This is a genomic window from Actinoplanes sp. NPDC051861, assembly GCF_040681145.1.
GTDB lineage: Bacteria > Actinomycetota > Actinomycetes > Mycobacteriales > Micromonosporaceae > Actinoplanes.
Map to the genome: position 1 here is coordinate 595,809 of NZ_JBFAYE010000002.1, position 22,110 is coordinate 617,918.

Below are 22,110 nucleotides of genomic sequence, written 5' to 3' on the forward strand. Positions count from 1 at the left end.
GGACTATTCTGCCTCGGAGGTACGCCCGATCTTCGGGACATCCTGAGAGGGACGAACGAGACAACGGAGGCAATTCGTGACGACCGTTGCGCCGTCGCCGATCGCGACCCGACCATATCCGGTGCGGCGGCAGGTCAAGGGTTCAGCGTTGGCTCGGATCCTGCGCACGACGGACGCGAAGCAGATCGGGATCATGTACATGATCACGGCCTTCGTGTTCTTCCTGCTCGGTGGCCTGATGGCACTGCTCATGCGTGCCGAGCTGGCGCGCCCGGGCATGCAGCTGCTCTCGCCGGAACAGTTCAACCAGCTGTTCACCATGCACGGCACGATCATGCTGCTGTTCTTCGCGACCCCGATCGTGTTCGCGTTCGGCAACTACGTCGTTCCGATCCAGATCGGCGCGCCGGACGTGTCGTTCCCGCGGCTGAACGCGTTCGCCTACTGGCTGTACCTGTTCGGTGGTCTGATCACGATCGGTGGCTTCCTGACCCCCGGCGGCGCCGCCGACTTCGGCTGGTTCGCGTACACGCCGCTGAGCGACTCCCTGCACTCGCCCGGCGTGGGCGGCAACATGTGGGTGGTCGGCCTGGCCATCTCCGGTCTGGGCACGATCCTCGGCTCGGTCAACCTGATCACCACGATCCTGACCCTGCGGGCGCCCGGCATGACGATGTTCCGCATGCCGATCATGACCTGGAACATGCTGGTCACCGCGCTGCTCGCGGTCATGGTCTTCCCGTTCCTCGCCGCGGCGCTCTTCGCCCTCGCCGCGGACCGGGTGCTCGGCGCGCACGTCTTCGACGTGGAGACCGGCGGGCCGATGCTCTGGCAGCACCTCTTCTGGTTCTTCGGCCACCCCGAGGTGTACATCATCGCGCTGCCGTTCTTCGGCATCATCACCGAGGTCATCCCGGTCTTCTCCCGCAAGCCGGTCTTCGGCTACAAGGGCCTGGTCTCGGCGACCCTGCTGATCGGCGCGCTGTCGATGTCCGTGTGGGCGCACCACATGTTCGCCACCGGCCAGGTGCTCCTGCCGTTCTTCAGCTTCCTGAGCTTCCTGATCGCGGTGCCCACCGGCATGAAGTTCTTCGTCTGGATCGGCACCATGTGGCGCGGCCAGATCAGCTTCGAGTCGCCGATGCTCTTCGCGGTCGGCTTCATGGTGACGTTCCTCTTCGGCGGTCTCTCCGGCGTCCTGCTGGCCTCACCGCCGATCGACTTCCACGTCTCCGACTCGTACTTCGTGATCGCGCACTTCCACTACGTGCTCTTCGGCACGATCGTGTTCGCGGTGTTCTCGGGCATCTACTTCTGGTTCCCGAAGATGTTCGGCCGGATGCTCGACGAGCGGCTCGCCAAGATTCACTTCTGGCTGACGTTCATCGGCTTCCACGCCACGTTCCTGGTGCAGCACTGGCTCGGTACCAAGGGCATGCCCCGCCGGTACGCGGACTACCTGCCCAGCGACGGCTTCACGTTCCTGAACACGTTCTCCACGATCGGGTCGTTCGTGCTGGGCCTGTCGACCCTGCCGTTCATCTACAACGTGTGGAAGTCCTACAAGGTCGGCAAGGTCACCACCCTCGACGACCCGTGGGGCCACGGCAACTCGCTCGAGTGGGCCACCTCGACCCCGCCCCCGCTCCGCAACTTCGACCGGATGCCGCGGATCCGCTCCGAGCGCCCCGCGTTCGACGTGAAGTTCCCGGAGCTGGCCGCCGGCCACTCGCTCGCCGGTCCGCCCGAGGGCGGCGCCCGCCCGCTGACAAGCGAGTCCGACGGCGGCGCGACATACCGCGAGGACGTCGCCTCCGACCGCGACCACTGATTCGACGCAACTCGGCCCGCACTCCTCTCGGGGGGTGCGGGCCGTTTGCTGTTCCGGGCGTTATCTCGGCCACATGCGGGGCCGGTAGAGCCGGGGGCGGGCCGGAACTCGTTGGATTTATGTCGTACCCCCACGGCAGGATGTCGTGCGGAGGTCAGGATCGACATGTTGCTCACGCCTTACCGCGAAACACTCGCGTTACCGAAGATCCCATCGCTGCTGGTGGTCGCGACGCTTGCGCGCATCCCGATCGCGGCCGCGACCGTGGTGCTCACGCTGCATGTGGTCACCGATCTCGGCCGGGGTTACGGCGCGGCGGGGCTGGTGGGCGCGGCGGCCACGATCGGCGGCTCGTTCGGCGCGCCGGTGATGGGCCGCCTGGTCGACCGGCGAGGGCTGCGGCCGGTGCTGGTGCTGACCACGGTCGCCGAGGTGATCTACTGGCTGGTGGCGCAGTCGTTGCCCTACTGGGCACTGCTCCCGGTCGCGGCCGTCGGCGGCTTCCTGGCCCTGCCGGCCTTCTCGGTGGCCCGGCAGTCGATCGCCGCGCTGACTCCCGAGTCGCACCGGCTGCCCGCCTTCGCCCTCGACTCGATCACCACCGAGATGTCGTTCATGGCCGGCCCCGCGCTCGGTGTGCTCATCGCGACCACCGCGGGCTCCCGCGTCGCCATGTTCGCCCTGGCCGCCGGCATCTTCCTGGCCGGCCTCGGCCTGTGGCTGCTCAACCCGCCGACGCGCGCCGCGCACGAGGCCCCGGTCGCCGCCGGTGAGCGGGTGCCGCGCCGTTCCTGGCTCAAGCCGCGCTTCGTCGCCATCCTCGCCGTCACGATGGCCGCCACCCTGGTCCTCTCCGGCACCGACGTCGCCGTGGTCGCCGTCCTGCGCGACTCCGGCCAGGTCGCCTGGACCGGCGCCGTCCTCTCCCTCTGGGCCCTGTTCTCCCTCGTCGGCGGCTTCGTCTACGGCACCGTCCGCCGAGGCGTCCCGGTCCTCGCCCTCTTCGCCCCGATGGCCCTGCTGACCATCCCCGTCGGCCTGGGCGGCGACAACTGGTGGCTGCTGGCCCTCCTGCTGATCCCCGCGGGTGCCCTCTGCGCCCCCACGATCACCGCCAGCTCCGACGCCATCAGCCGCATGAGCCCCGCCGCTGCTCGCGGCGAGGCGATGGGCCTGCACAACTCCGCCCTTACCGTCGGCGTCGCCCTGGGCGGCCCACTGGCCGGCCTGGCCATCGACACCCTGGGCCCCCGCTGGGGCTTCACAGCCGTCGGCGCCGTCGGAATTCTCGTAGCCCTGCTGGTCCTCCCCGCCGAACTGCGCCGCCGCCGCACGACCGCCCCTCCCGACGATGTGACCACTCCCAGTGACCGTGTCCGAAGCGCGGACACCCCCGGAGCCGGGCACCTCACCGAAGGCGTGAGCGTCACCGCTGCCGATGCCGTGTCGGAGCCCGACCCGGCGTCGCCCGCCTCGCGGCCCGGCGCCACATCGCACGTTCCGTAAATCGTCACCCAATGCGAAATGCGCAAATTGACCTGAAGAATTGCACTCGGCAGTGACTCTGGCTGGGGGAATGCCGCCCTTGAAGATTATCCACAAGTTATCCACAGGGCCCGGAATCGCTGTGGGGCTCGTTTGAGTCTCTTTGCGGGATTCCGTTCGAGCCGTATTCGGGCGTGCGGTTCATCGAGGCGAATCGGGACGGTGGGTAATGGGACGAGTGGCGTCTGAGGTCAGGCACCAGTCCAGGACGGAAGGCCACGGGCCGTAACCGGCGTCGATGTTGAGGTGGGCGGCACCGGTGAGGACCGTGGTGGGGATCGTCAGCCAGTCGCCGTAGGCGAGGGCGGGGCCGCCGGGGGCGTAGGGGTCGTTGTCGGAGCCCACGAGGGTGGTGTGGGCGGCGGCGGCCTTCAGGAGTGTGGGCGTCAGGGACCGCGGGACGGCGAAGCCGGCGATCTCCGGGTGGGAGAGGGTCACGTCGGTCGAGGGAGGTGCTACCAGGAGGACGCGGTCGACCTGAAGGGGGACTTCGGCTCGGGCGGCGGCGTTGAGCCAGAGCAGGCAGCCGAGGCTGTGGCAGATCACCGTGCGGTGCGGGCCGGGCAGCGCGGCCACGCGGGTGCGCAGTTCGGCCAGCCAGTCCTCCAGAACCGGGAAGTCCGGGTCCGGCAACTGCGGGTAGTCGACCACGTGACCACCCGACCGCAGCTCGCCGGCCAGCCAGTGCTGCCAGTGCGCGGGCGGCCGCCGGTTCTGCCAGCCGTGCAGGATCAGGAAGCTCATGCGATCACGTTCCCCACAGGTCTCACAGGTTTCACAGGCCGAACAGCGGCAGGCACGGATCCAGCCCGCCGACAGTGACGGGAGGGTGGTCGGTGCGCTCCCAGGTCGCGCGGGTCAGGCGGAGGCGGTCGGAGACCAGGGCCTCGGTACCCCGGGCGTCGATGGAGATGCCGTCGGGTTCGTAACCGAGCTTGCGGGACACGCCCTGCGAAGCATGGTTGTCCTGGAACACGTCGGTGCGGGCGGATTCGGCGCCGAGGTGGTCGAACGCGAGGGCGAGCAGGGCGGCCCGCGCCTCGGTGCCGTAACCCTTGCGGTGATGCGCCAGGCCCAGCCACGACCAGGTGGTGACCTGCCGGACCACGGCGAAATCCCGGGCGGTGAGCGCGACCATGCCGATGGGCTGAGCCTCGTGGAAGACGCCCAGGGCGAGCGTCCATGCGGTGGGCGTCCATGCGGACAGGTCGTGCCACTGCCCGGCCAGCACCCTCCGGGCACGGTCGATCGGTGTGCCCTCGGTCCACGGGGTGAGGAACGGCCGTTCCTCGGGCGGGTGCACTCCGAGGCCCGCGATGTGGGCCAGCTCGGCGAGCTCTTCGTCGCGGGGGAGGCGGAGTTCCAGACGTGGAGTGCCGAGGATCAGGCCAAAAGGCGGCCATATATCGATAAGTCGTGACACGCGCCTAGAATTCCATAAACATGACGTGGAGGCCGACCCGTCCGTGCGCGGGGTGCTCGAAAGCCCGCGGCACCGTCCCGATCACCTCGAAACCCTCGCGCTCATACAGCGAGACGGCGGCCGTGTTGGTGGCCACGACCGCGTTGAACTGCATCCCCGCGTACCCCTCATGCCTCGCCCAGGAGATCGCCTCGCGGCACAGGCCGGTGCCGACGCCCTGGCCGCGTGCGGAGGCCGCGACCATGAAGCTCGCGGTGGCGATGTGCGCGCCTGGCCCACCCCGGTTGGGGCCCATCTTTGCGGTGCCGAGGACCTTTCCGGACAAAACCGCCACCATGGTACGGCCGGAGGCCCACACGTCCCGGGCCTCGGCCGAACTCATGTCCGGGTCATAGGGAAACGTCTCCCGCGCCCGGATCACCTCCTGGATGATCGCCCATACCGCCGGCCAGTCCGCCGCGGTGAAGGGCCTGATCTCAAGCGTCAACGACGGGCTCGCCGGTCATCGCGACGGACGCGGCACGGAACTGTTCGAGCGCCGAGTCGGTCGTCGCCCGCGCCACTCCCGCGGTGAGTTCCAGCAGCACGGTTGTCGAGAATCCGTTCGCGGCCGCGTCGAGCGCGGTTGCGCGTACGCAATGGTCTGTAGCGATCCCCACAACCTCGACCTCGGTGACTCCCTTGCCCCGCAGCCAGCCGGCGAGGGTCTCACCCGACTCCGTGTGGCCCTCGAAGCCGGAGTAGGCCGCCTGATGCTCGCCCTTGTGGAAGACCGCCTCGATCCGGTCGGTGACCAGCTCGGGATGGAAGTCCGCGCCGCCCGAGCCGACCACGCAGTGTGCCGGCCACGAGTCGACGAAGTCCGGGTGATCGCTGAAGTGCGCACCGGGATCGACGTGGTAGTCCTTCGTGGCGACCACGTGCTCCCACCGGGCACCGGCCTTCTCCAGCACCAGGGAGATGCCCTTGGCGACCGCGGCGCCGCCGGAGACCGGCAGGGAGCCACCTTCGCAGAAGTCGTTCTGGACGTCGACGATGATCAGCGCTCGGGACACGGGAACACCCCTCAGGCGGTGGGAACGATGACGACGGGGATGGCGGGATCGCCGGCGGAGAGCTTGAGGCCCTCCCACGGGATGGAGATCAGGCACTGGCGCAGGTGGTCGCGGGACTCGCTGAGGGCGGGCACGGGCAGCACCTCACCGTCGGCGATGTAGCCGCGCTGGAGCAGCCGGTCGTTGGCCTGATGATCGGGGACGCCCTGGGAGAAGATGATTTCCTCGATGGCGGTGCCGGTGGGCTTGTGGCGGCGCACCGCGACCTTGCGGCCGCCGACCGTCGCCTTGTTCTCGGAGCGCTTGACGACCGGGCGCCCGTCGACCTCGACCAGCTTGTAGACCAGGCCGGCGGTGGGCGCGCCGGAGCCGGTGACCACCGCGGTGCCCGCGCCGTACATGTCGACGGGCTCGGCGGCGAGGGTGGCGATCGAGTACTCATCCATGTCGCCGGAGACGATGATCTTGGTCTCGGTGGCGCCGAGGGAGTCCAGGAGCTCGCGGGACTGCTGGGCCAGAACGGACAGGTCGCCGGAGTCGATGCGGACGGCGCGCAGGTCCGGGCCGGCCACCGCGATGGCGTTGCGGATGCCCTGGCTGATGTCGTACGTGTCGACCAGCAGCGTGGTGTTCTTGCCGAGAGCCGCCACCTGCGACCCGAACGCGGTCGGCTCGTCGTCGTGCAGCAGCGTGAACGCGTGCGCCGACGTGCCCGTGGTCGGTATGCCGAACGCCTGCCCGGCCGCGAGGTTCGAGGTGGAGGCGAAGCCGGCCAGGTAGGCGGCCCGCGCGGCGGCCACCGCGGCGTGCTCGTGGGTGCGCCGCGAGCCCATCTCGATGATCGGGCGGCCGCGGGCGGCGGTGACCATCCGGGCGGCGGCCGCGGCGATCGCGCTGTCGTGGTTGAGCACCGACAGGATCAGGGTCTCCAGCACCACGCACTCGGCGAACTTGCCGGAAACGGTCAGGATCGGCGATCCCGGGAAGAACAACTCACCCTCGACGTAGCCCTCGATGTCGCCGGTGAACCGATAGTTCGCCAGCCAGGCCGCGGTGGGCTCGTCGACGATCCCGGCCGAGCGCAGGAACTCGATCTCACCCTCGGCGAACCGGAAGTTCCTGATCAGCTCGATGAGGCGGCCGGTGCCGGCGACCACGCCGTAGCGGCGCCCGGTGGGCAGTCGCCGGGCGAACACCTCGAAGACGCATCGCCGCTCGGCGGTGCCGTCCTTGAGCGCGGCGCTGATCATGGTCAGCTCGTAGTGGTCCGTCATCAGAGCCGGCGCGATGCTATCCACGGGCCTACCCTATTGCGCCTGGCCGGCATGTGCGGCCCGCGGCTGTTCAAACACGTAATGACCTGCGGTTCGGTGCTCCGGTTCACCGGTTCGCCGAATCCGGTGGCACCATGGTGGGCATGGCGTTGCCTCAGGTTGCTCCCGTCGAGACGCCGGAGATCGAGGAAGTACCGGCCGCGGACCGGCCGTGGGTGACCATCGTCTGGGACGACCCGGTCAACCTCATGTCGTACGTGACGTGGGTCTTCCAGAAGCTCTTCGGCTACAGCAAGGAGAAGGCGGAGCAGCTGATGATGGATGTGCACACCAAGGGCAAGGCGGTGGTCTCCAGCGGTGCTCGCGAGCGCATGGAGATGGACGCCAACCAACTGCACGGATACGGTCTCTGGGCGACTGTGGACCGAGCCTGACAAGCGGGTGGGGTTAGACATGTTCCGACGCAGCGGCGGCCATTGCGTGGCCACCTTCGCGCACGACGAGGTGCGTGTCCTGCGCAAGGTTGCTGGTGAAGTCGTCGGCCTGCTGACCGACGGCATGGACCACACCGATCCGGTGGTCACCCGGCTGTTCCCGGACATCTACCCGGATCGCCCGGAGGACTCGCAGGAGTTCCGCCTCTACACCGAGGGCGATCTGAAGACCGGCAAGATCGACCAGGCCGGTGCGATCCTCGCGGCGCTGCCGGACGAGGGCGAGGGCGAGGTCCGGCTCGACGGCGAGGCTGCCGAGGCGTGGCTGCGGGCGATCAACGACGCGCGGCTCGCGATGGGCACCCGCCTCGACATCCAGGCCGACACCGACCTCGCGGACGAGCTCGACGACGCCGTGCTCCACGACCCCGGCTCGAGCCGCGTGTTCCAGCTTTCGGTGTACGCGTACCTGGGCTACCTCCAGGAGTCGTTGCTGAACGCGCTCCCCGAGATCAAGTAACGCCCCGATGTGGGGACCGCCACGCTCGGGGCCCGGAAATCTCACGGTAATGTGAACGACGTGCTGACCATCGACCGTGCGATCGTGGACGCGATCGTCGCCCACGCCCGCCGGGACCACCCCGACGAGGCCTGCGGCGTCATCGCCGGCCCGGTCGGCAGCGACGTGCCATCCCGGCACATCCCGATGGACAACGCCGCGCGCTCGATGACGTTCTACGAGTTCGACTCGATGGAGCAGCTGCGGGTCTGGCGCGAGATGGACGACCTCGACGAGGAGCCGGTGGTCATCTACCACTCGCACACCGCCACCGAGGCCTATCCGTCGCGCACCGACATCTCCTTCGCGGGCGAGCCCGGTGCGCACTATCTCCTCGTCTCAACCCGCGAGCCGGACGCCGAGGAGATCCGGTCGTTCCGTATCGTGGACGGTGTGGTGACCGAAGAAGAGGTCAACATCGTGGATGCGACGGTGAAGGCGTGATTTCCACCTCCGTGCAGTCGTACATGTTCGGGCAGAGCCCGGCGTCGGTCTTCTACGAGTGTCGCTGCCGTTAACAGCGACCCGACCGACCCTTTCTCGTACGACGTCTCTAGGAGCATGACAGTCATGGCCATCGAAGTTCGCGTTCCCACCATCCTGCGCAGCTACACCGGCGGCGCCAAGGTCGTCGAGGGCGCCGGTGACAGCCTCACCGCCCTGATCGACGACCTGGACGCCAAGCACAACGGCCTCAAGGGGCGGCTGATCACCCCCGAGGGCAACCTGCACCGGTTCGTCAACATCTACGTCAACGACGAGGACGTACGGTTCCTCGGCGCGCTCGACGCGAAGCTCAACGACGGTGACTCGATCACCATCCTCCCGGCCGTGGCCGGTGGCGCTCTCGGGTTCGCGGCCGCGGCCGCTCTCCTCGGGGTTTAGTTCTCATGGCTCGTTTCGAGAGCCTGCTCGACGCTTGCGGGGGCACGCCGCTCGTCGGCCTGCCCCGGCTCTCACCGGTGGTGCCCGAGGGGGCGCCGCCGGTGCGGCTGTGGGCCAAGCTCGAGGACCGGAATCCGACCGGCAGCATCAAGGACCGCGCGGCGCTGTTCATGGTGCGCGAGGCCGAGGAGTCCGGGCACCTGCGCCCCGGTGACACCATCCTCGAGCCGACCAGCGGCAACACCGGCATCGCCCTGGCGATGGTGGCCAAGCTGCGCGGTTACCGGCTGGTCTGCGTGATGCCGGAGAACGTCTCGGCCGAGCGCACCCAGATGCTCCGGATGTACGGCGCGGAGATCATTTTCTCGCCGGCGGCGGGCGGCTCCAACCAGGCCGTGGCGACCGCGAAGCAGATCGCCGCCGAGCACCCCGACTGGAAGATGCTGTTCCAGTACGGCAATCCGGCGAACGCCCGCGCGCACTTCGAGACCACCGGTCCCGAGCTGCTGCACGACCTGCCGACGATCACCCACTTCGTTGCGGGCCTGGGCACCACCGGCACGCTGATGGGCACCGGCCGCTTCCTCAAGGAGAAGGTCGAGGGCATCCAGATCGTGGCCGCCGAGCCGCGGTACGGCGAACTCGTCTACGGTCTGCGCAACATCGACGAGGGCTACGTCCCCGAGCTGTACGACGCGAGCGTCCTCGACCGCCGGTTCTCGGTCGGCACCCGCGACGCCGTGCTGCGGACCCGCCAGCTCGTCGACGTCGAGGGCATCTTCGCCGGCTTCTCCAGCGGCGCGATCCTGCACGCCGCGCTCGCCGTGGCGCACGAGGCGGTCAAGGCGGGCAAGCGTGCCGACGTCGCCTTCGTGATCGCCGACGGCGGCTGGAAGTACCTGTCGACGGGCGCGTACGGCGGCACGCTGAACGACGCCGAAGAAGCCCTCGACGGGCAACTCTGGGCTTAGAACCTGTTTGGCTCTAGTACTGCAGGGCCACCAGCACCGCGGTCATCATCGGCGGGGCTGCCGCCAGCATCAGCATCCACGGCAGCCTCCGCTGGTGGACGGCGAGGAACGCGGCCGCCGCCGGCGCCACGCTCATCAGCGTGAGCAGTGCCAGCACCGGCAGGTACCAGCCCGGCGCCCCGCCGAACACCGCCACCACCGCGTACAGGCCCACCGCGACACCGGTCAGGCCGAGCCCCGAGCCGTAGATCGCCATCCCCAGCATCCGCCGCGCGCTGGGCGCCGGATCGTCGGGTGCCGGGAATCGCAATGCCGCCGGTTCTTCCGTGGTCCACGGAACGAGAGGAGTGTTTCCCGGACTCGGCGCAGGGGTAGTGCGGGCCTGTTCGACGGCGGTCACATGGCCTCCTGAAGTTGACCTTCGAGGTACTACCCTGTGCAACGCATCTGCCTTACTCGGCGTAACGGCGGAAATCGTGATGACCGAGGTCACGACGGTTGTGATGTGCGTTGTCGATTTAGCGACAAATCGATCAGTTGTTAACGCCAAGCACTGGTCGGGGCGTACGCTTCGCTGCGTGATTGACTGGTCTGAGAAGTCCAGCGCGGACCGGTCCGGCGGGGCGTGGACGACCCGGTGTTGTTCGACCCGATGTGAGCCAGAGGGACCCGCATGCGACTAACCGTTCTCGGTTGTGCCGGCAGTTTCCCCGGCCCCGAGTCGGCGTGTTCGGCCTATCTCGTGGAGGCCGAGGGGTACCGACTCTTGATCGACTTCGGATCGGGTTCGCTCTCCGCGCTCCAGCGGTATTCGGACATGCGCAAGGTCGACGCCATCCTTCTCACCCACCTGCACTGCGACCACATGATGGACGCGTGTACGTACGTGGTGGTCCGCCGTTACGACCCCGCCGGCCCGCTGCCGGCGGTTCCCGTCTATGCGCCGCTGGGCGCGGCTGAGCGGATCGCCGCCGCCTACAGCACCGAGGGCGAGCCCGTCGACGACGTCTACACGTTCTACGGGCTGCAGCCGGGGACGTTCCCGATCGGCCCGCTCACCGTCACCGTCGACCGGGTCAACCACCCGGTCGAGACGTACGGGGTGCGGATCGAGCACAACGGGCGCGTGCTGGCGTACTCGTCGGACACCGCGCCGTGCGAAGCCCTCCTGCGACTCGCCGCGGGCGCCGATCTGTTCCTGTGCGAGGCGAGCTACCTCGACGGTGTGCCGAACCCCCCTGACCTGCACCTGACCGGCGGCGAGGCGGGCGAGGCGGCCACCAAGGCGGACGTGGGCCGGCTTCTATTGACCCATTTGGTACCTGCTTGGGCCAGTGAGGCCTCTATTGTGGAGGCTGCCTGCGCCGCGTACGCGGGGCCGGTCGAAGTCGTCCGTCCCGGTGCCAGATACGATCTCTGAGCCGGTACGGGGGGAAAGATGAGCCGGTAACGGGGGGTTGGGACCGGTTGTCGTGATCTTGGAGTTGTTGCATGCGTATCGTTCGCCTGGCCAACTTCGTCACGGTCCACACCGGCGGACTCCGCACCGCACTCCGGCAACTCGGCCGCGGTTACCAGCGCGCCGGCCATGAGGCGGTCCTCGTCGTCCCGGGTCGTCGTCACTCCGACAAGATGACCAGGCAGGGCCGGGTCATCACGCTCCCCAGCGCTCCGCTGCCCCGCACCGGTGGATACCGCGTGCTGGCCGGCCGGCGCGAGCTGACCAGGCTGCTGGACAGCCTGGAGCCGGACCGGATCGAGGTCTCCGATCGCACCACCCTGCGCTGGACCGGCACCTGGGCCCGCCAGCGCGGCGTCCGCTCGATGATGGTCTCCCACGAGAGCCTGGCCGGCCTGCTCGGCGTCTGGGGGATGCCGAAACGCGACGCGCTCGCCGACCGGTTCAACCAGCGGACCGCCGAGGCGTTCGACACGATCGTCTGCACCACCTCGTTCGCGGCCGCCGAGTTCCGCCGCCTGGACGTGCCCAACCTGGTCGAGGTCCCGCTCGGCGTGGACCTGGACGTCTTCCACCCGAGCCGGATGGACGTCGGCGTGCGCTCGCGGTACGCGAGACCCGACGAGCTGCTGGTCGTCTACGCCAGCCGGCTCTCCGCGGCGAAACGGCCCGAGCTGGCCGTGGACGCGGTCGCGGCGCTGCGCAACGGGAAGGTCCCGGCGGTCCTGGTGATGGCCGGGGACGGGACTCGGCGGACCTCGCTGGCGTACCGTGCGGCCCGCCTTCCGGTTCGTTTCGCCGGCCACATCGCCGACCGCGCCGACGTGGCCGCGCTGCTGGCCAGCGCGGACGTGACGCTCTCGCCCGGACCGGTGGAGACGTTCGGCCTGGCCGCGCTGGAGTCGCTGGCCTGCGGCACCCCGGTGGTGGTCAACGAGCAGAGCGCGCTGCCCGAGGTGGTCGGCGACGCCGGTGTGGCCGTTCCCGGCAGCGCCGAGGCGTTCGCCGATGCGGTGACGTCGCTGATGGAGCGGCCCCGCGTCGAGCGCCGCGCGGCGGCACGGGCCCGCGCCGAGAACTTCGGGTGGCAGCGGTCGGTCCAGGGCTTCCTGGAGGCGCACGAGGCACTTCCCGCCTCGGTGCCCGTCCCGGCGGCGGCCGCCCGGCTGCGGCCCGCTGTGCCGCACAGCCGGAAGCCCGGGGCGGACGAAGCGGGCGCGACACGCTACGCATAGGGTTGGGGGCATGGCGCGACCCGACGGCCGGACGGCCGACCAGCTGCGGCCGGTGACCCTGACCCGGCACTGGAGCATCCACCCCGAAGGTTCGGTGCTGGTGGAGTTCGGCAACACCCGGGTGCTCTGCACCGCGAGCGTCACCGAGGGGGTGCCCCGCTGGCGCAAGGGTTCCGGGCTCGGCTGGGTGACCGCGGAATACGCGATGCTGCCCCGCGCGACGAACACCCGCGGCGACCGGGAGAGCGTCAAGGGCAAGGTCGGCGGGCGGACCCAGGAGATCTCCCGGCTGATCGGGCGCAGCCTGCGGGCCTGCATCGACCTGAAGGCCCTCGGGGAGAACTCGATCGTGCTGGACTGCGACGTGCTGCAGGCCGACGGCGGCACCCGCACGGCCGCGATCACCGGCGCGTTCGTCGCGCTGCACGACGCGGTGACCTGGCTGGCCGACCGCAAGTCGCTGGCCGGCCGGGTGGAGAAGGTGCTGCACACCTCGATCCAGGCGGTCAGCGTCGGGATCATCGACGGCGAGGCGCGGCTCGACCTCAACTACGACGAGGACGTCACCGCCGAGGTCGACATGAACGTGGTGTGCACCGCCGCCGGCGACTTCGTCGAGGTGCAGGGCACCGGTGAGAACGGCGTGTTCCGCCGTGCCCAGATGGACGAGCTGCTCGATCTCGGTGTGCTCGGCTGCTCGGAGCTCGCCGCCGCTCAGGCGAAGGCTCTGGCCGCATGAGCGCCCGCCTGCTGCTGGCGACCGGCAACAAGAAGAAGCTCGCCGAGCTGCAGCGCATCCTGGACGCCGCGCTCGGCCTGCACCAGGTCGAGCTGGCCGGCCTCGGTGACTTCCCCGGCTACCCGGACGTGCCGGAGACCGGCCTGACGTTCGGTGAGAACGCGCTGATCAAGGCCCGCGAGGGTGCCAAGCGCACCGGCCTGCCGACGGTGGCCGACGACTCCGGCATCGCGGTGAACGCGCTCAACGGCATGCCCGGCGTCTTCAGCGCCCGGTGGTCCGGCGGGCACGGCGACGACCGGGCCAACCTGGACCTGCTGCTCGCCCAGATCAGCGACGTCGGCGACGAGCACCGCGGCGGCGCGTTCGTCTGCGCCGCGGCCCTGGTCCTGCCGAACGGGCGGGAGCACCTGGTCGAGGGGCGCCAGACCGGGCGGCTGCTGCGGTCGCGGCGGGGTGAGGGTGGCTTCGGCTACGACCCGATCTTCATCGGCGACGGCCAGGAGCGGACGAACGCCGAGCTGAGCCCGGCCGAGAAGGACGCGATCAGCCACCGGGGCAAGGCCTTCCGCGAGCTGGCCAAGGTCATAGCCAGGGAACTTCCGAGGTAACCGCGGCGGATCGAAAGCGAAGTACGCCGCGGATCGAAAGCCGACGCGTCGCGAATCGAAAGTCCGACCCTCGCGAATCGAAAGCTGAAACCGCTATCGTGACGCTGTGACCTCGCCGAACCTGGTTCCGCGCCGCGTCGCGACGCAGGTGGCGGCCGCGCTCGCGGACACCCGTGTCGTGCTGATCAGCGGCGCACGCCAGTCCGGCAAGAGCACGCTGGTCCGGGTGGTCGCGGGGGATCGGTCGGCCCTGCGCCGGGATTTGGACCGGGAACAGGATCGTGCCGCCGCGCAGGCGGACCCGACGGGCTTCGTCTCGTTCAGCGAGCTGATGTGTATCGACGAGATCCAGCGAATCCCGGACCTGCTACTGGCCATCAAAGCGACCGTCGACGAGGACCCCCGTCCGGGCCGGTTCCTGCTCACCGGGTCGTCGCGGCTGTTCGGCCTGCGCGGAGCCCCGGACGCGCTGCCCGGCCGGATGGAGACGGTTGAGCTGTGGCCGTTCTCCCAGGGCGAGATCGACGGCACGCCGGACGGGTTCATCGACGCGGCCTTCGCCGAGGGGCCCACGCTGCGCCACGAGTCCACCGTGAGCCGCGCGGACTATGCGGCCCGCATCGTGCGGGGCGGGCTGCCCGAGGCGGTCTCCCGGTCCGACGGCCGCCGCCGAAGCCGCTTCCTGGACAGCTACGTTCAGGCCCTCATCGACCGCGACGTGCGCGAACTGGTGCGGATCGAGCAGGCGCCCCAGCTGCGCGCGCTGGTCCGCCTGCTCGCTGCCCGGTCGGCCGGCCTGATCGCCGCCGGAGCGCTCGAGTCAGAACTGGGACTGAGCCGTCCGACCATCGCCCGCTACCTGCGGATCCTCGAAGAGGTCTTCCTGATCAAGCGGATCCCGGGCTGGTCGCGCAACCTGGGCAGCCGCGTCACCCAGGCGCCGAAACTGGTCTTCGTCGACAGTGGCATCGCTTCCCAGCAGCTGTCGGTGGACACACACCGGCTGCTGCGCCCGGGTGAGCCGCTGGGCCCGCTGCTCGAGGGCTTCGTGATCTCCGAGCTGGCCCGCCAGGCGACCTGGTCGGAGCAACTCGTCGACATCTTCCACTACCGCGACCATAACAAGGTCGAGGTCGACGTCATCCTGGAGAACCGGCGACGCCAGGTCGTCGCCATCGAGGTGAAGGCGTCCTCGACGGTCCGCTCCGACGATTTCCGCGGGCTGCGACGCATCGGGGAACGGCTCGGTGACGACCTGATCGCCGGGATCGTCCTCTACACCGGGACGAGCACACTTCCGTTCGGCGAGAAGATGCGTGCGGTCCCGGTGAGCGCGTTGTGGCAGGTCAGCTGAGCTGCCCCACCGCCGCCTCGATCTGCGCGCGCAGCGAAGGCCCGGCGACCACCTCACGTGCCTGCTCCAGCACCGGCGCCAGGAACACATCCGGTCCCGGCCCGCCGGCGAACGGCGTCACCGCCGCGACCGCCGCCCGCCCAGCCGGCGACGGCACCAGCGGCGCGCGCAGCTGCAACCCCCGGACCGCCGACAGCAACTCCACAGCCAGCAGACTCGTCAGGTTGTCCAGGACCGTGCGCAGCTTCTTCGCCGCCGCCCAGCCCATCGACACGTGGTCCTCCTGCATGCCGCTTGTCGGCAGCGAGTCCACCGACGCCGGTGAGGCCAGCCTGCGGTTCTCGGCGACGATGCCGGCCGCCGTGTACTGGGCGATCATCAGGCCCGAGTTCACACCCGCGTCGGGTGACAGGAAAGGTGGCAGTGAACGGGAGCGGGTGACGTCCAGCAGGCGGTCCACCCGGCGCTCGGCGATCGCGCCCACCTCGGCCGCGGCAATCGCCAGGTAGTCGGCGGCGAACCCGAGCGGCGCGCCGTGGAAGTTGCCGGTGGACTCGACCCGGCCGTCCGGCAGCACCACCGGGTTGTCCACGACGGACACCAGCTCGCGCGAGCTGACCAGCCGGACGAAGTCCAGGGTGTCCCGTGCCGCGCCGGCCACCTGCGGCGCGCAGCGCATCGAGTACGCGTCCTGCACCGCGTGCGCCAGGTCGTCCCGGTGCGAGTCCATGATCGAGGAGTCCTGCAGGAGCCGGTGGATGTTGGCGGCCGACGCCGCCTGCCCCGGGTGCGGGCGGATCGTGTGCAGCTCCGGCAGGAACGGTCGTTCTGATCCCAGCATCGCCTCGATCGCCAGCGCCGCGGTCACGTCCGCCATGGTGAACAGGTGCGCGGCGTCGGCGATCGCCAGCAGCAGCATGCCGAGCATGCCGTCGGTGCCGTTGATCAGCGCGAGGCCCTCCTTGGCGGCCAGGTCGAGGGGCCGCAGCCCGGCGCCGTGCAGTGCCTCGGCGGCGGAGATCCGGGCGCCGTCCTTGCCGAGCACCCAGCCCTCGCCGAGCAGCACGATCGCGCAGTGTGCGAGCGGCGCCAGGTCGCCGGACGCGCCCAGCGAGCCGTGCTCCGGCACCCACGGGGTGATGTCGTGGTTGAGCAGGTCGACCAGGCCCTGCGCGAGCACCGGGCGCACGCCGGAGCGGCCGAGGGCGAGCGAGCGTACCCGCAGCAGCATCATCGCCCGGACCACCTCGCGCGGCATCGGTGCGCCGACACCCGCGGCGTGCGAGCGGATCAGCGCGTGCTGCAGTTCGGCGCGGCGCTGCGGGGCGATCGAGGTGTTGGCGAGTGCGCCGAAGCCGGTGGACACGCCGTAGACGGGCCGACCGGACGACTCGATGTCGTCGACGATGGCGCGGCTCGTGGCCATCGCCTCGACGGCGGCGGGGGAGATCTCGACGCGGGCGTCGCCGCGGGCGACGGCGAGCACGTCGGCGGGGGTGATGCCGGTGTGCTGGACGGTGACGTTCATCGGGGGGCTCCGTGCTGCAGGACGTGTCGGATCAGGGGCACACCGGGCCGGTAGGCGAGGTGCAGGTGGGAGGGGGCGTCAAGCACGATCAGGTCGGCCCGGGCGCCGGGTGAGATGCGGCCGAGGTCGGTGCGGCGCAGGGCCGCGGCGCCACCAGCGGTTGCCGCGGTGACGGCTTCGGTCGGGGTCAGACCCATTTCGCGTACGGCGAGAGCTACACAAAAAGGCATGGACGTCGTGTAGGACGAACCGGGGTTGCAGTCGGTGGCCAGCGCGACCGTGATCCCCGCGTCCAGAAGTCGGCGCGCGTCCGGATAGGGCGAGCGGGTGGAGAACTCCGCACCCGGGAGCAGGGTCGCCACGGTGTCCGAGCCGGCCAGCGCGTCCACATCGGCGTCGTCCAGATGCGTGCAGTGGTCGGCGCTGGCCGCACCCATCTCGACGGCCAGCCGCACTCCGGGTCCCGGGCCGAGCTGATTGGCGTGCACCCGAAGGCCCAGGCCACGTTCGGCGCCGGCCTTCAGGATGGCGCGGGCCTGTTCACCGTCGAACGCGCCGCGGTCGCAGAAGACGTCGATCCACTTCGCGTGTTTGGCGGCCGCCTCCAGCATCTCGCCGCGGACCAGGTCGACGTACTCGTCGGCGCCCCGGTCGGCGTACTCGGACGGCACCACGTGCGCGCCGAGGAACGTGGTCTCCTCGGTCAGTTCGGCGGCCAGTCGCAGCGACCGGGTCTCGTCGGCGACGCTCAGCCCGTACCCCGATTTGATCTCCAGCGTGGTGGTGCCCTGCCGCAGCGCCTCGCTCGCCAGGCGCCGCGCGCTGCGGCGCAGCTCGTCGTCGCTCGCCGCGCGGGTGGCCTCGACCGTCGTACGGATACCGCCACCGGTGTACCGCTCGCCGGCCATCCGCGCCCCGAACTCCGCAGCCCTGTCACCCGCGAAGATCAGGTGCGAGTGGCTGTCCACGAACCCGGGCAGCACGGCGGCACCGTCCGCGTCCAGCCGCAGGTCGGCCGCCGGCGCCTCGGCGGAGTCGCCCACCCAGACGATCTCGTCGCCGTCGACGACCACCGCGGCATCGCGCCGGACGCCCCGCTCCGGATCATTGGTGATCAGCTCACCGATGTTCGTGACAACCAGACTCATGTGACAGCTCCGATCGACTCGGCCAGTGCCCTCGGCACGTCGATGGTCAGATGACGGCCGCCGGCCACGATCGCCCGGCCGCCGCTGATCACGTGGGTGACGTCGGCCGCCGTGGCCGCGAAGATCGCCTGTTCCGGTGCCGCGCCCGCGGTCCGCACGCTCGACAACGACACCGCGACCAGGTCGGCGTGCCTGCCGGGCTCGATCGCGCCGGCGTCGTCCCAGCCCAGGGCCGCGTGCCCGGTGGACGCCGCGACCAGGTCCGGCGCCGCGAAGTGCCCGCGGCTCTCGGCGGCGAGCCGCTCGTGCATCTCCAGCCCGCGCGCCTCCTCGAACATGTCGATCACGGCGTGGCTGTCGCTGCCGAGGCTGAGCGGCACCCCGGCACCGGCCAGCCGCCCGGCCGGGCCGATGCCGTCGGCGAGGTCGCGCTCGGTGGTCGGGCAGAGGCACACCCCGGTGCCGGTGCGGCCGAGCGTCTCGATGTCGCCGCCGGTGAGGTGGGTGGCGTGCACCGCGGTCGTGGCGGGACCGAGAACTCCGTGGCGGTCGAGCAGCTCGGTGGGGGAGCAGCCGTGCACGGCCCGGCACTGCTCGTTCTCGGCGCGTTGCTCGGAGAGGTGTACGTGCAGCGGGCCGCGCCCGGCGAGCACCTTCAGCTGGTCGGCGGGCACCGCCCGTACGGAATGAATTGCCGCACCGACGCGGGCGTGCGCCGCCGCACCCAGCGCGCCCACCCGCGCGGCCCAGCCCTCCGCGTCACCGTCGCCGAACCGCTCCTGAACGCCGGACAGCGGCGCACCGTCCACGTTCGCCGTCAGGTAGAGCGTGTCCAGCAGCGTGATCCGGATGCCCGCCTCGGCGGCCGCCTGGATCAGCGCCGCGCCCATCGCGTTCGGATCGGCGTAACGGACGCCGCCCGCCGCGTGGTGCAGGTAGTGGAACTCGCCGACACAGGTGATCCCGGCCAGCGCCATCTCGGCGTAGACGGCCCGCGCGAGCGCCAGGTAGGTGTCCGGCTCGAGGCAGGCGGCCACCGCGTACATCTGCTCCCGCCAGGTCCAGAAGCTGCCCTTCCCCTGGGTACGCCCGCGCAGCGCCCGGTGGAAGGCGTGCGAGTGCGCGTTCGCGAGCCCCGGCAGGACCAGGCCGGGCAGCCGCTCGCCGTCCGCGGGCGCGCCGGGCGTGACCGCGGCGAAGCGGCCGTCGCTCACCTCGATCAGCACGTCCCGCTCGACGCGGCCGGCGACCCACGCGTGCTCCGCGAAGTACCTCACGTCAGTTCCTCCAGCACCGTGGCCAGCGCCTCCACCCCGGCTTGGCAGTCGGCGTCGGTGGCGTGCTCGGCGGGAGCGTGCGACACCCCGGTCGGGTTGCGGACGAACAGCATCGCGGTCGGCACGAACGCGGAGAGCACCCCGGCGTCGTGCCCGGCGCCGGTCGGCAGGATCGGCGCGTCCCCGAGAAGGGCGGAGATCCGGCGGGCCAGCTCGGTGTCGAACGCGACCTCGCCGGTCACCGACTCGGGCGTCACGGTCAGCTCGGTGCCGTCCCGGCCGGCCCGCTCGGTCGCCTTCTTCACCAGCGCGTCGACCAGCCGGTCCAACGTGGCGGTGTCCGCGGCGCGGGCGTCCAGCCAGCCCCGGACCAGTGACGGGATGGCGTTGGTGGCGTTCGGCTCGGCCTGGACCCGGCCCATCGTGGCGTGCGCGCCGGCCAGCCGGGCCTCCTTGTTGGCGGCCAGCACGGTGAACGCGAACGTCAGCATCGGGTCGTGCCGGTCGGTCATCCGGGTGGTGCCGGCGTGGTCGCCGACGCCGGCGAAGTCGATCCGCCAGCGACCGTGCGGCCAGATCGCGCTCGCCACGCCGACCGGCGTCTCCAGGGCGCGGCCCTGCTCGATGTGCAACTCGACGACGGCCGAGATCTGTCCGAATTCCTTCAGTGCGCCCACCGGCCGGGCGCCGAGCGCCTCGGCGAAGGAGACGCCGTCGCGGTCGGTCAGCCCGGCCGCGCGGTCCGGGTCCATCACACCGGTCAGAAGCCTCGAACCCAGACAGGGTACGCCGAACCGGGCACCCTCCTCCTCGACGAACGCCGCGATCCCGACCCTGCGCCCCCGGTCGAGCCGGTCCACGGCCAGGAAAGCGCTCACGATCCCGAGCGGGCCGTCATATCCGCCTCCGTACGGAACGGAGTCGAAATGCGAACCCGTCAGCACCGTCCCGGGCGCCCACGGTTCGTCCCGCCACGCGAAGAGATTCCCGTTGCCGTCGTCGGTGACCAGCATGTCCCTTCGTTCGGCCTGAGTGCGGAACCAGTCGCGCAGCGTCAGCTCGGGTGGGGTCAGCGCATACCGCAGGTAACCGCCGCCGGCGTCCCGTCCGACCGGCGCGATCTCCGCCCAGAGGTCGCCGAACGTGCTCATCGGCTCATCGGAATCGTCACGCCGGAGGCGGAGTCCGACTCGTACCCGGCGTCCACGTGGCGCAGAACGCCCATCGCCGGGTCGTTGGTCAGCACCCGCTCGATCTTCTGCCCGGCCAGTGCGGTGCCGTCGGCCACACAGACCTGACCGGCGTGGATGCTGCGCCCGATACCCACACCGCCGCCGTGGTGGATCGACACCCAGCTCGCGCCGGACGCGGTGTTCACCAGAGCGTTCAGCAGCGGCCAGTCGGCGATTGCGTCCGAGCCGTCCAGCATCGCCTCGGTCTCCCGGTACGGCGAGGCCACCGACCCGGAGTCCAGGTGGTCGCGGCCGATCACGATCGGCGCTTTCAGCGTGCCGTCGGCGACCATCTCGTTGAAGCGGACGCCGGCCCTGTCGCGCTCGCCGTACCCGAGCCAGCAGATCCGGGCGGGCAGACCCTGGAACGCCACCCGCTCGCCGGCCATCCGGATCCAGCGGGCCAGTTGCTCGTTCTCCGGGAACAGGTCGAGCACCGCCGCGTCGGTGGCGGCGATGTCGGCCGGGTCACCGGAGAGCGCCGCCCAGCGGAACGGGCCCTTGCCCTCGGCGAACAGCGGCCGGATGTACGCCGGGACGAACCCGGGGAAGTCGAACGCCCGCTCGTAACCGGCCAGCTTCGCCTCGCCCCGGATCGAGTTGCCGTAGTCGAACACCTCGGCACCGGCGTCCTGGAACCCGACCATCGCGGCGACCTGCTTGGCCATGCTTGCCCGCGCCCGGTCGGTGAACTCGTCGGGCTTGGTCCGCGCATACTCCGCGGCGTCGTCGAGTTCGACGCCGACCGGCAGGTAGCTGAGCGGGTCGTGTGCGCTTGTCTGGTCCGTCACGATGTCGATCTCGATGCCCTTGACCAGCAGTTCCGGGAAGGCAATTGCGGCGTTCGCCACCACGCCGACACTAAGCGCTCGGCGCTCCCTTTTCGCCGTGATGGCGATTTCCACGGCCTGGTCGAGGTCGTCGGCGATCACGTCCAGGTACCGCGTGTCCATCCGCCGCTGCAGCCGGGTGCGGTCCACGTCCACGATCAGGCAGACGCCGCCGTTCATCGTCACGGCGAGCGGCTGGGCGCCACCCATGCCGCCACAGCCGCCGGTCAGCGTCAGCGTCCCGGCCAGACTGCCACCGAACTTCTTGGCGGCCACCGCGGCGAACGTCTCATAGGTGCCCTGCAGGATGCCCTGCGTCCCGATGTAGATCCACGAACCGGCGGTCATCTGCCCGTACATGGTCAGGCCGAGTTGCTCCAACCGTCGGAACTCCGGCCAGGTGGCCCAGTCGCCGACCAGGTTCGAGTTCGCGATCAGCACCCGCGGCGCCCACTCGTGCGTGCGCAGCACACCGACCGGCTTGCCGGACTGCACCAGCAGCGTCTCGTCACCCTTCAGCTCGTCCAGCTCACGGATGATCGCGTGGAACGAACGCCAGTCGCGGGCCGCGCGCCCGGTGCCGCCATAGACCACCAGATCCTGCGGCCTTTCAGCCACGTCGGGGTCAAGGTTGTTCATCAGCATCCGCTTGGCGGCCTCTTGCGGCCAACCCTTTGAGGTGTACGTGGAACCGCGCGGCGCGCGAATCTCGGACATCGT

General features: G+C 70.3%; 22 protein-coding genes and 1 pseudogene. 12 read left to right on the forward strand and 11 right to left on the reverse strand.

The window, feature by feature from the left end:
- Positions 1 to 76: 76 nt before the first annotated feature.
- Positions 77 to 1,831 (forward strand): cytochrome c oxidase subunit I, encoded by a 1,755-nt coding sequence (gene ctaD, locus AB0M02_RS09435; protein ID WP_364223931.1) that lies wholly within the window; start codon positions 77 to 79, stop codon positions 1,829 to 1,831.
- Between the two features lie 165 nt (positions 1,832 to 1,996).
- Positions 1,997 to 3,337: an MFS transporter gene (locus AB0M02_RS09440; RefSeq protein WP_364223933.1), complete on the forward strand. Its 1,341-nt coding sequence runs from the start codon at positions 1,997 to 1,999 to the stop codon at positions 3,335 to 3,337.
- 180 nt (positions 3,338 to 3,517) lie between these two features.
- On the opposite strand, the gene AB0M02_RS09445 is transcribed toward AB0M02_RS09440, so the two are convergent.
- The 5 genes from AB0M02_RS09445 to AB0M02_RS09465 are packed head-to-tail and all read right to left on the reverse strand — an operon-like array spanning position 3,518 to position 7,152.
- Positions 3,518 to 4,120 (reverse strand): alpha/beta hydrolase, encoded by a 603-nt coding sequence (locus AB0M02_RS09445; RefSeq protein WP_364223935.1) that lies wholly within the window; start codon positions 4,118 to 4,120, stop codon positions 3,518 to 3,520.
- A 31-nt stretch (positions 4,121 to 4,151) separates the two neighbouring features.
- Complete coding sequence (locus tag AB0M02_RS09450; RefSeq protein WP_364223937.1) at positions 4,152 to 4,799, reverse strand: GNAT family N-acetyltransferase; 648 nt, start codon at positions 4,797 to 4,799, stop codon at positions 4,152 to 4,154.
- 4 nt (positions 4,800 to 4,803) lie between these two features.
- A complete protein-coding gene (locus tag AB0M02_RS09455; protein WP_364223939.1) occupies positions 4,804 to 5,286 on the reverse strand; it encodes a GNAT family N-acetyltransferase in 483 nt (160 codons plus the stop codon).
- Positions 5,276 to 5,854 (reverse strand): nicotinamidase, encoded by a 579-nt coding sequence (locus tag AB0M02_RS09460; protein ID WP_364223941.1) that lies wholly within the window; start codon positions 5,852 to 5,854, stop codon positions 5,276 to 5,278. The genes AB0M02_RS09455 and AB0M02_RS09460 overlap by 11 nt, the downstream gene beginning before the upstream one ends.
- An 11-nt stretch (positions 5,855 to 5,865) precedes the next feature.
- The gene (locus tag AB0M02_RS09465; RefSeq protein WP_364223943.1) at positions 5,866 to 7,152 is read right to left on the reverse strand and encodes a nicotinate phosphoribosyltransferase; all 1,287 of its coding nucleotides are present in this window, start codon (positions 7,150 to 7,152) and stop codon (positions 5,866 to 5,868) included.
- A gap of 119 nt (positions 7,153 to 7,271) precedes the next feature.
- Between AB0M02_RS09465 and clpS the strand changes: the two genes are divergently transcribed.
- The 5 genes and pseudogenes from clpS to AB0M02_RS09490 all read left to right on the forward strand — a co-directional run bounded on the left by clpS (position 7,272) and on the right by AB0M02_RS09490 (position 9,977).
- Positions 7,272 to 7,562, forward strand: a complete 291-nt coding sequence (gene clpS / locus AB0M02_RS09470; RefSeq protein WP_364223945.1) for an ATP-dependent Clp protease adapter ClpS — start codon at positions 7,272 to 7,274, stop codon at positions 7,560 to 7,562.
- Positions 7,563 to 7,581: 19 nt separating this feature from the next.
- Complete coding sequence (locus AB0M02_RS09475) at positions 7,582 to 8,082, forward strand: DUF2017 domain-containing protein (RefSeq protein ID WP_364223947.1); 501 nt, start codon at positions 7,582 to 7,584, stop codon at positions 8,080 to 8,082.
- Positions 8,083 to 8,142: 60 nt separating this feature from the next.
- Positions 8,143 to 8,639 (forward strand): annotated as a pseudogene (locus AB0M02_RS09480) (M67 family metallopeptidase).
- A gap of 52 nt (positions 8,640 to 8,691) precedes the next feature.
- Positions 8,692 to 9,006, forward strand: coding sequence for a MoaD/ThiS family protein (locus AB0M02_RS09485; protein ID WP_364223949.1), 315 nt, complete (start codon positions 8,692 to 8,694; stop codon positions 9,004 to 9,006).
- A 5-nt stretch (positions 9,007 to 9,011) separates the two neighbouring features.
- Positions 9,012 to 9,977, forward strand: coding sequence for a cysteine synthase (locus tag AB0M02_RS09490; protein ID WP_364223951.1), 966 nt, complete (start codon positions 9,012 to 9,014; stop codon positions 9,975 to 9,977).
- A gap of 13 nt (positions 9,978 to 9,990) precedes the next feature.
- On the opposite strand, the gene AB0M02_RS09495 is transcribed toward AB0M02_RS09490, so the two are convergent.
- Entirely contained in the window at positions 9,991 to 10,287 is a 297-nt protein-coding gene (locus tag AB0M02_RS09495) for a hypothetical protein (protein ID WP_364223953.1), read from the reverse strand.
- A 363-nt stretch (positions 10,288 to 10,650) separates the two neighbouring features.
- On the opposite strand from AB0M02_RS09495, the gene AB0M02_RS09500 reads away from it, so the two are divergent.
- The 5 genes from AB0M02_RS09500 (at position 10,651) to AB0M02_RS09520 (ending at position 15,375) form a co-directional block, all read left to right on the forward strand.
- Positions 10,651 to 11,397, forward strand: coding sequence for an MBL fold metallo-hydrolase (locus AB0M02_RS09500; protein ID WP_364223955.1), 747 nt, complete (start codon positions 10,651 to 10,653; stop codon positions 11,395 to 11,397).
- Between the two features lie 71 nt (positions 11,398 to 11,468).
- On the forward strand, positions 11,469 to 12,671 hold the full coding sequence (locus AB0M02_RS09505; protein WP_364223957.1) for a glycosyltransferase: 1,203 nt from the start codon (positions 11,469 to 11,471) through the stop codon (positions 12,669 to 12,671).
- A gap of 10 nt (positions 12,672 to 12,681) precedes the next feature.
- Positions 12,682 to 13,410, forward strand: coding sequence for a ribonuclease PH (rph, locus tag AB0M02_RS09510; RefSeq protein WP_364223959.1), 729 nt, complete (start codon positions 12,682 to 12,684; stop codon positions 13,408 to 13,410).
- Entirely contained in the window at positions 13,407 to 14,021 is a 615-nt protein-coding gene (gene rdgB, locus AB0M02_RS09515; protein ID WP_364223961.1) for an RdgB/HAM1 family non-canonical purine NTP pyrophosphatase, read from the forward strand. Before rph ends, rdgB begins: the two co-directional genes overlap by 4 nt.
- A 106-nt stretch (positions 14,022 to 14,127) precedes the next feature.
- On the forward strand, positions 14,128 to 15,375 hold the full coding sequence (locus AB0M02_RS09520) for an ATP-binding protein (RefSeq protein WP_364223963.1): 1,248 nt from the start codon (positions 14,128 to 14,130) through the stop codon (positions 15,373 to 15,375).
- Here AB0M02_RS09520 and hutH read toward each other — a convergent pair.
- From hutH to hutU, 5 genes are read right to left on the reverse strand one after another with little or no spacing between them, the layout of a single operon-like run.
- The gene (gene hutH / locus AB0M02_RS09525) at positions 15,368 to 16,903 is read right to left on the reverse strand and encodes a histidine ammonia-lyase (protein ID WP_364223965.1); all 1,536 of its coding nucleotides are present in this window, start codon (positions 16,901 to 16,903) and stop codon (positions 15,368 to 15,370) included. The genes AB0M02_RS09520 and hutH overlap by 8 nt on opposite strands.
- Positions 16,900 to 18,051, reverse strand: a complete 1,152-nt coding sequence (gene hutI / locus AB0M02_RS09530) for an imidazolonepropionase (RefSeq protein WP_364223967.1) — start codon at positions 18,049 to 18,051, stop codon at positions 16,900 to 16,902. Before hutI ends, hutH begins: the two co-directional genes overlap by 4 nt.
- Positions 18,048 to 19,328: a formimidoylglutamate deiminase gene (locus AB0M02_RS09535; RefSeq protein ID WP_364223969.1), complete on the reverse strand. Its 1,281-nt coding sequence runs from the start codon at positions 19,326 to 19,328 to the stop codon at positions 18,048 to 18,050. The genes hutI and AB0M02_RS09535 overlap by 4 nt, the downstream gene beginning before the upstream one ends.
- Positions 19,325 to 20,479 carry an allantoate amidohydrolase gene (locus AB0M02_RS09540; protein ID WP_364223971.1) on the reverse strand — a complete coding sequence of 385 codons (1,155 nt, stop codon included), beginning with the start codon at positions 20,477 to 20,479 and terminating at the stop codon, positions 19,325 to 19,327. The genes AB0M02_RS09535 and AB0M02_RS09540 overlap by 4 nt, the downstream gene beginning before the upstream one ends.
- A complete protein-coding gene (hutU, locus tag AB0M02_RS09545; RefSeq protein WP_364223973.1) occupies positions 20,476 to 22,107 on the reverse strand; it encodes a urocanate hydratase in 1,632 nt (543 codons plus the stop codon). The genes AB0M02_RS09540 and hutU overlap by 4 nt, the downstream gene beginning before the upstream one ends.
- Positions 22,108 to 22,110 lie beyond the last annotated feature (3 nt).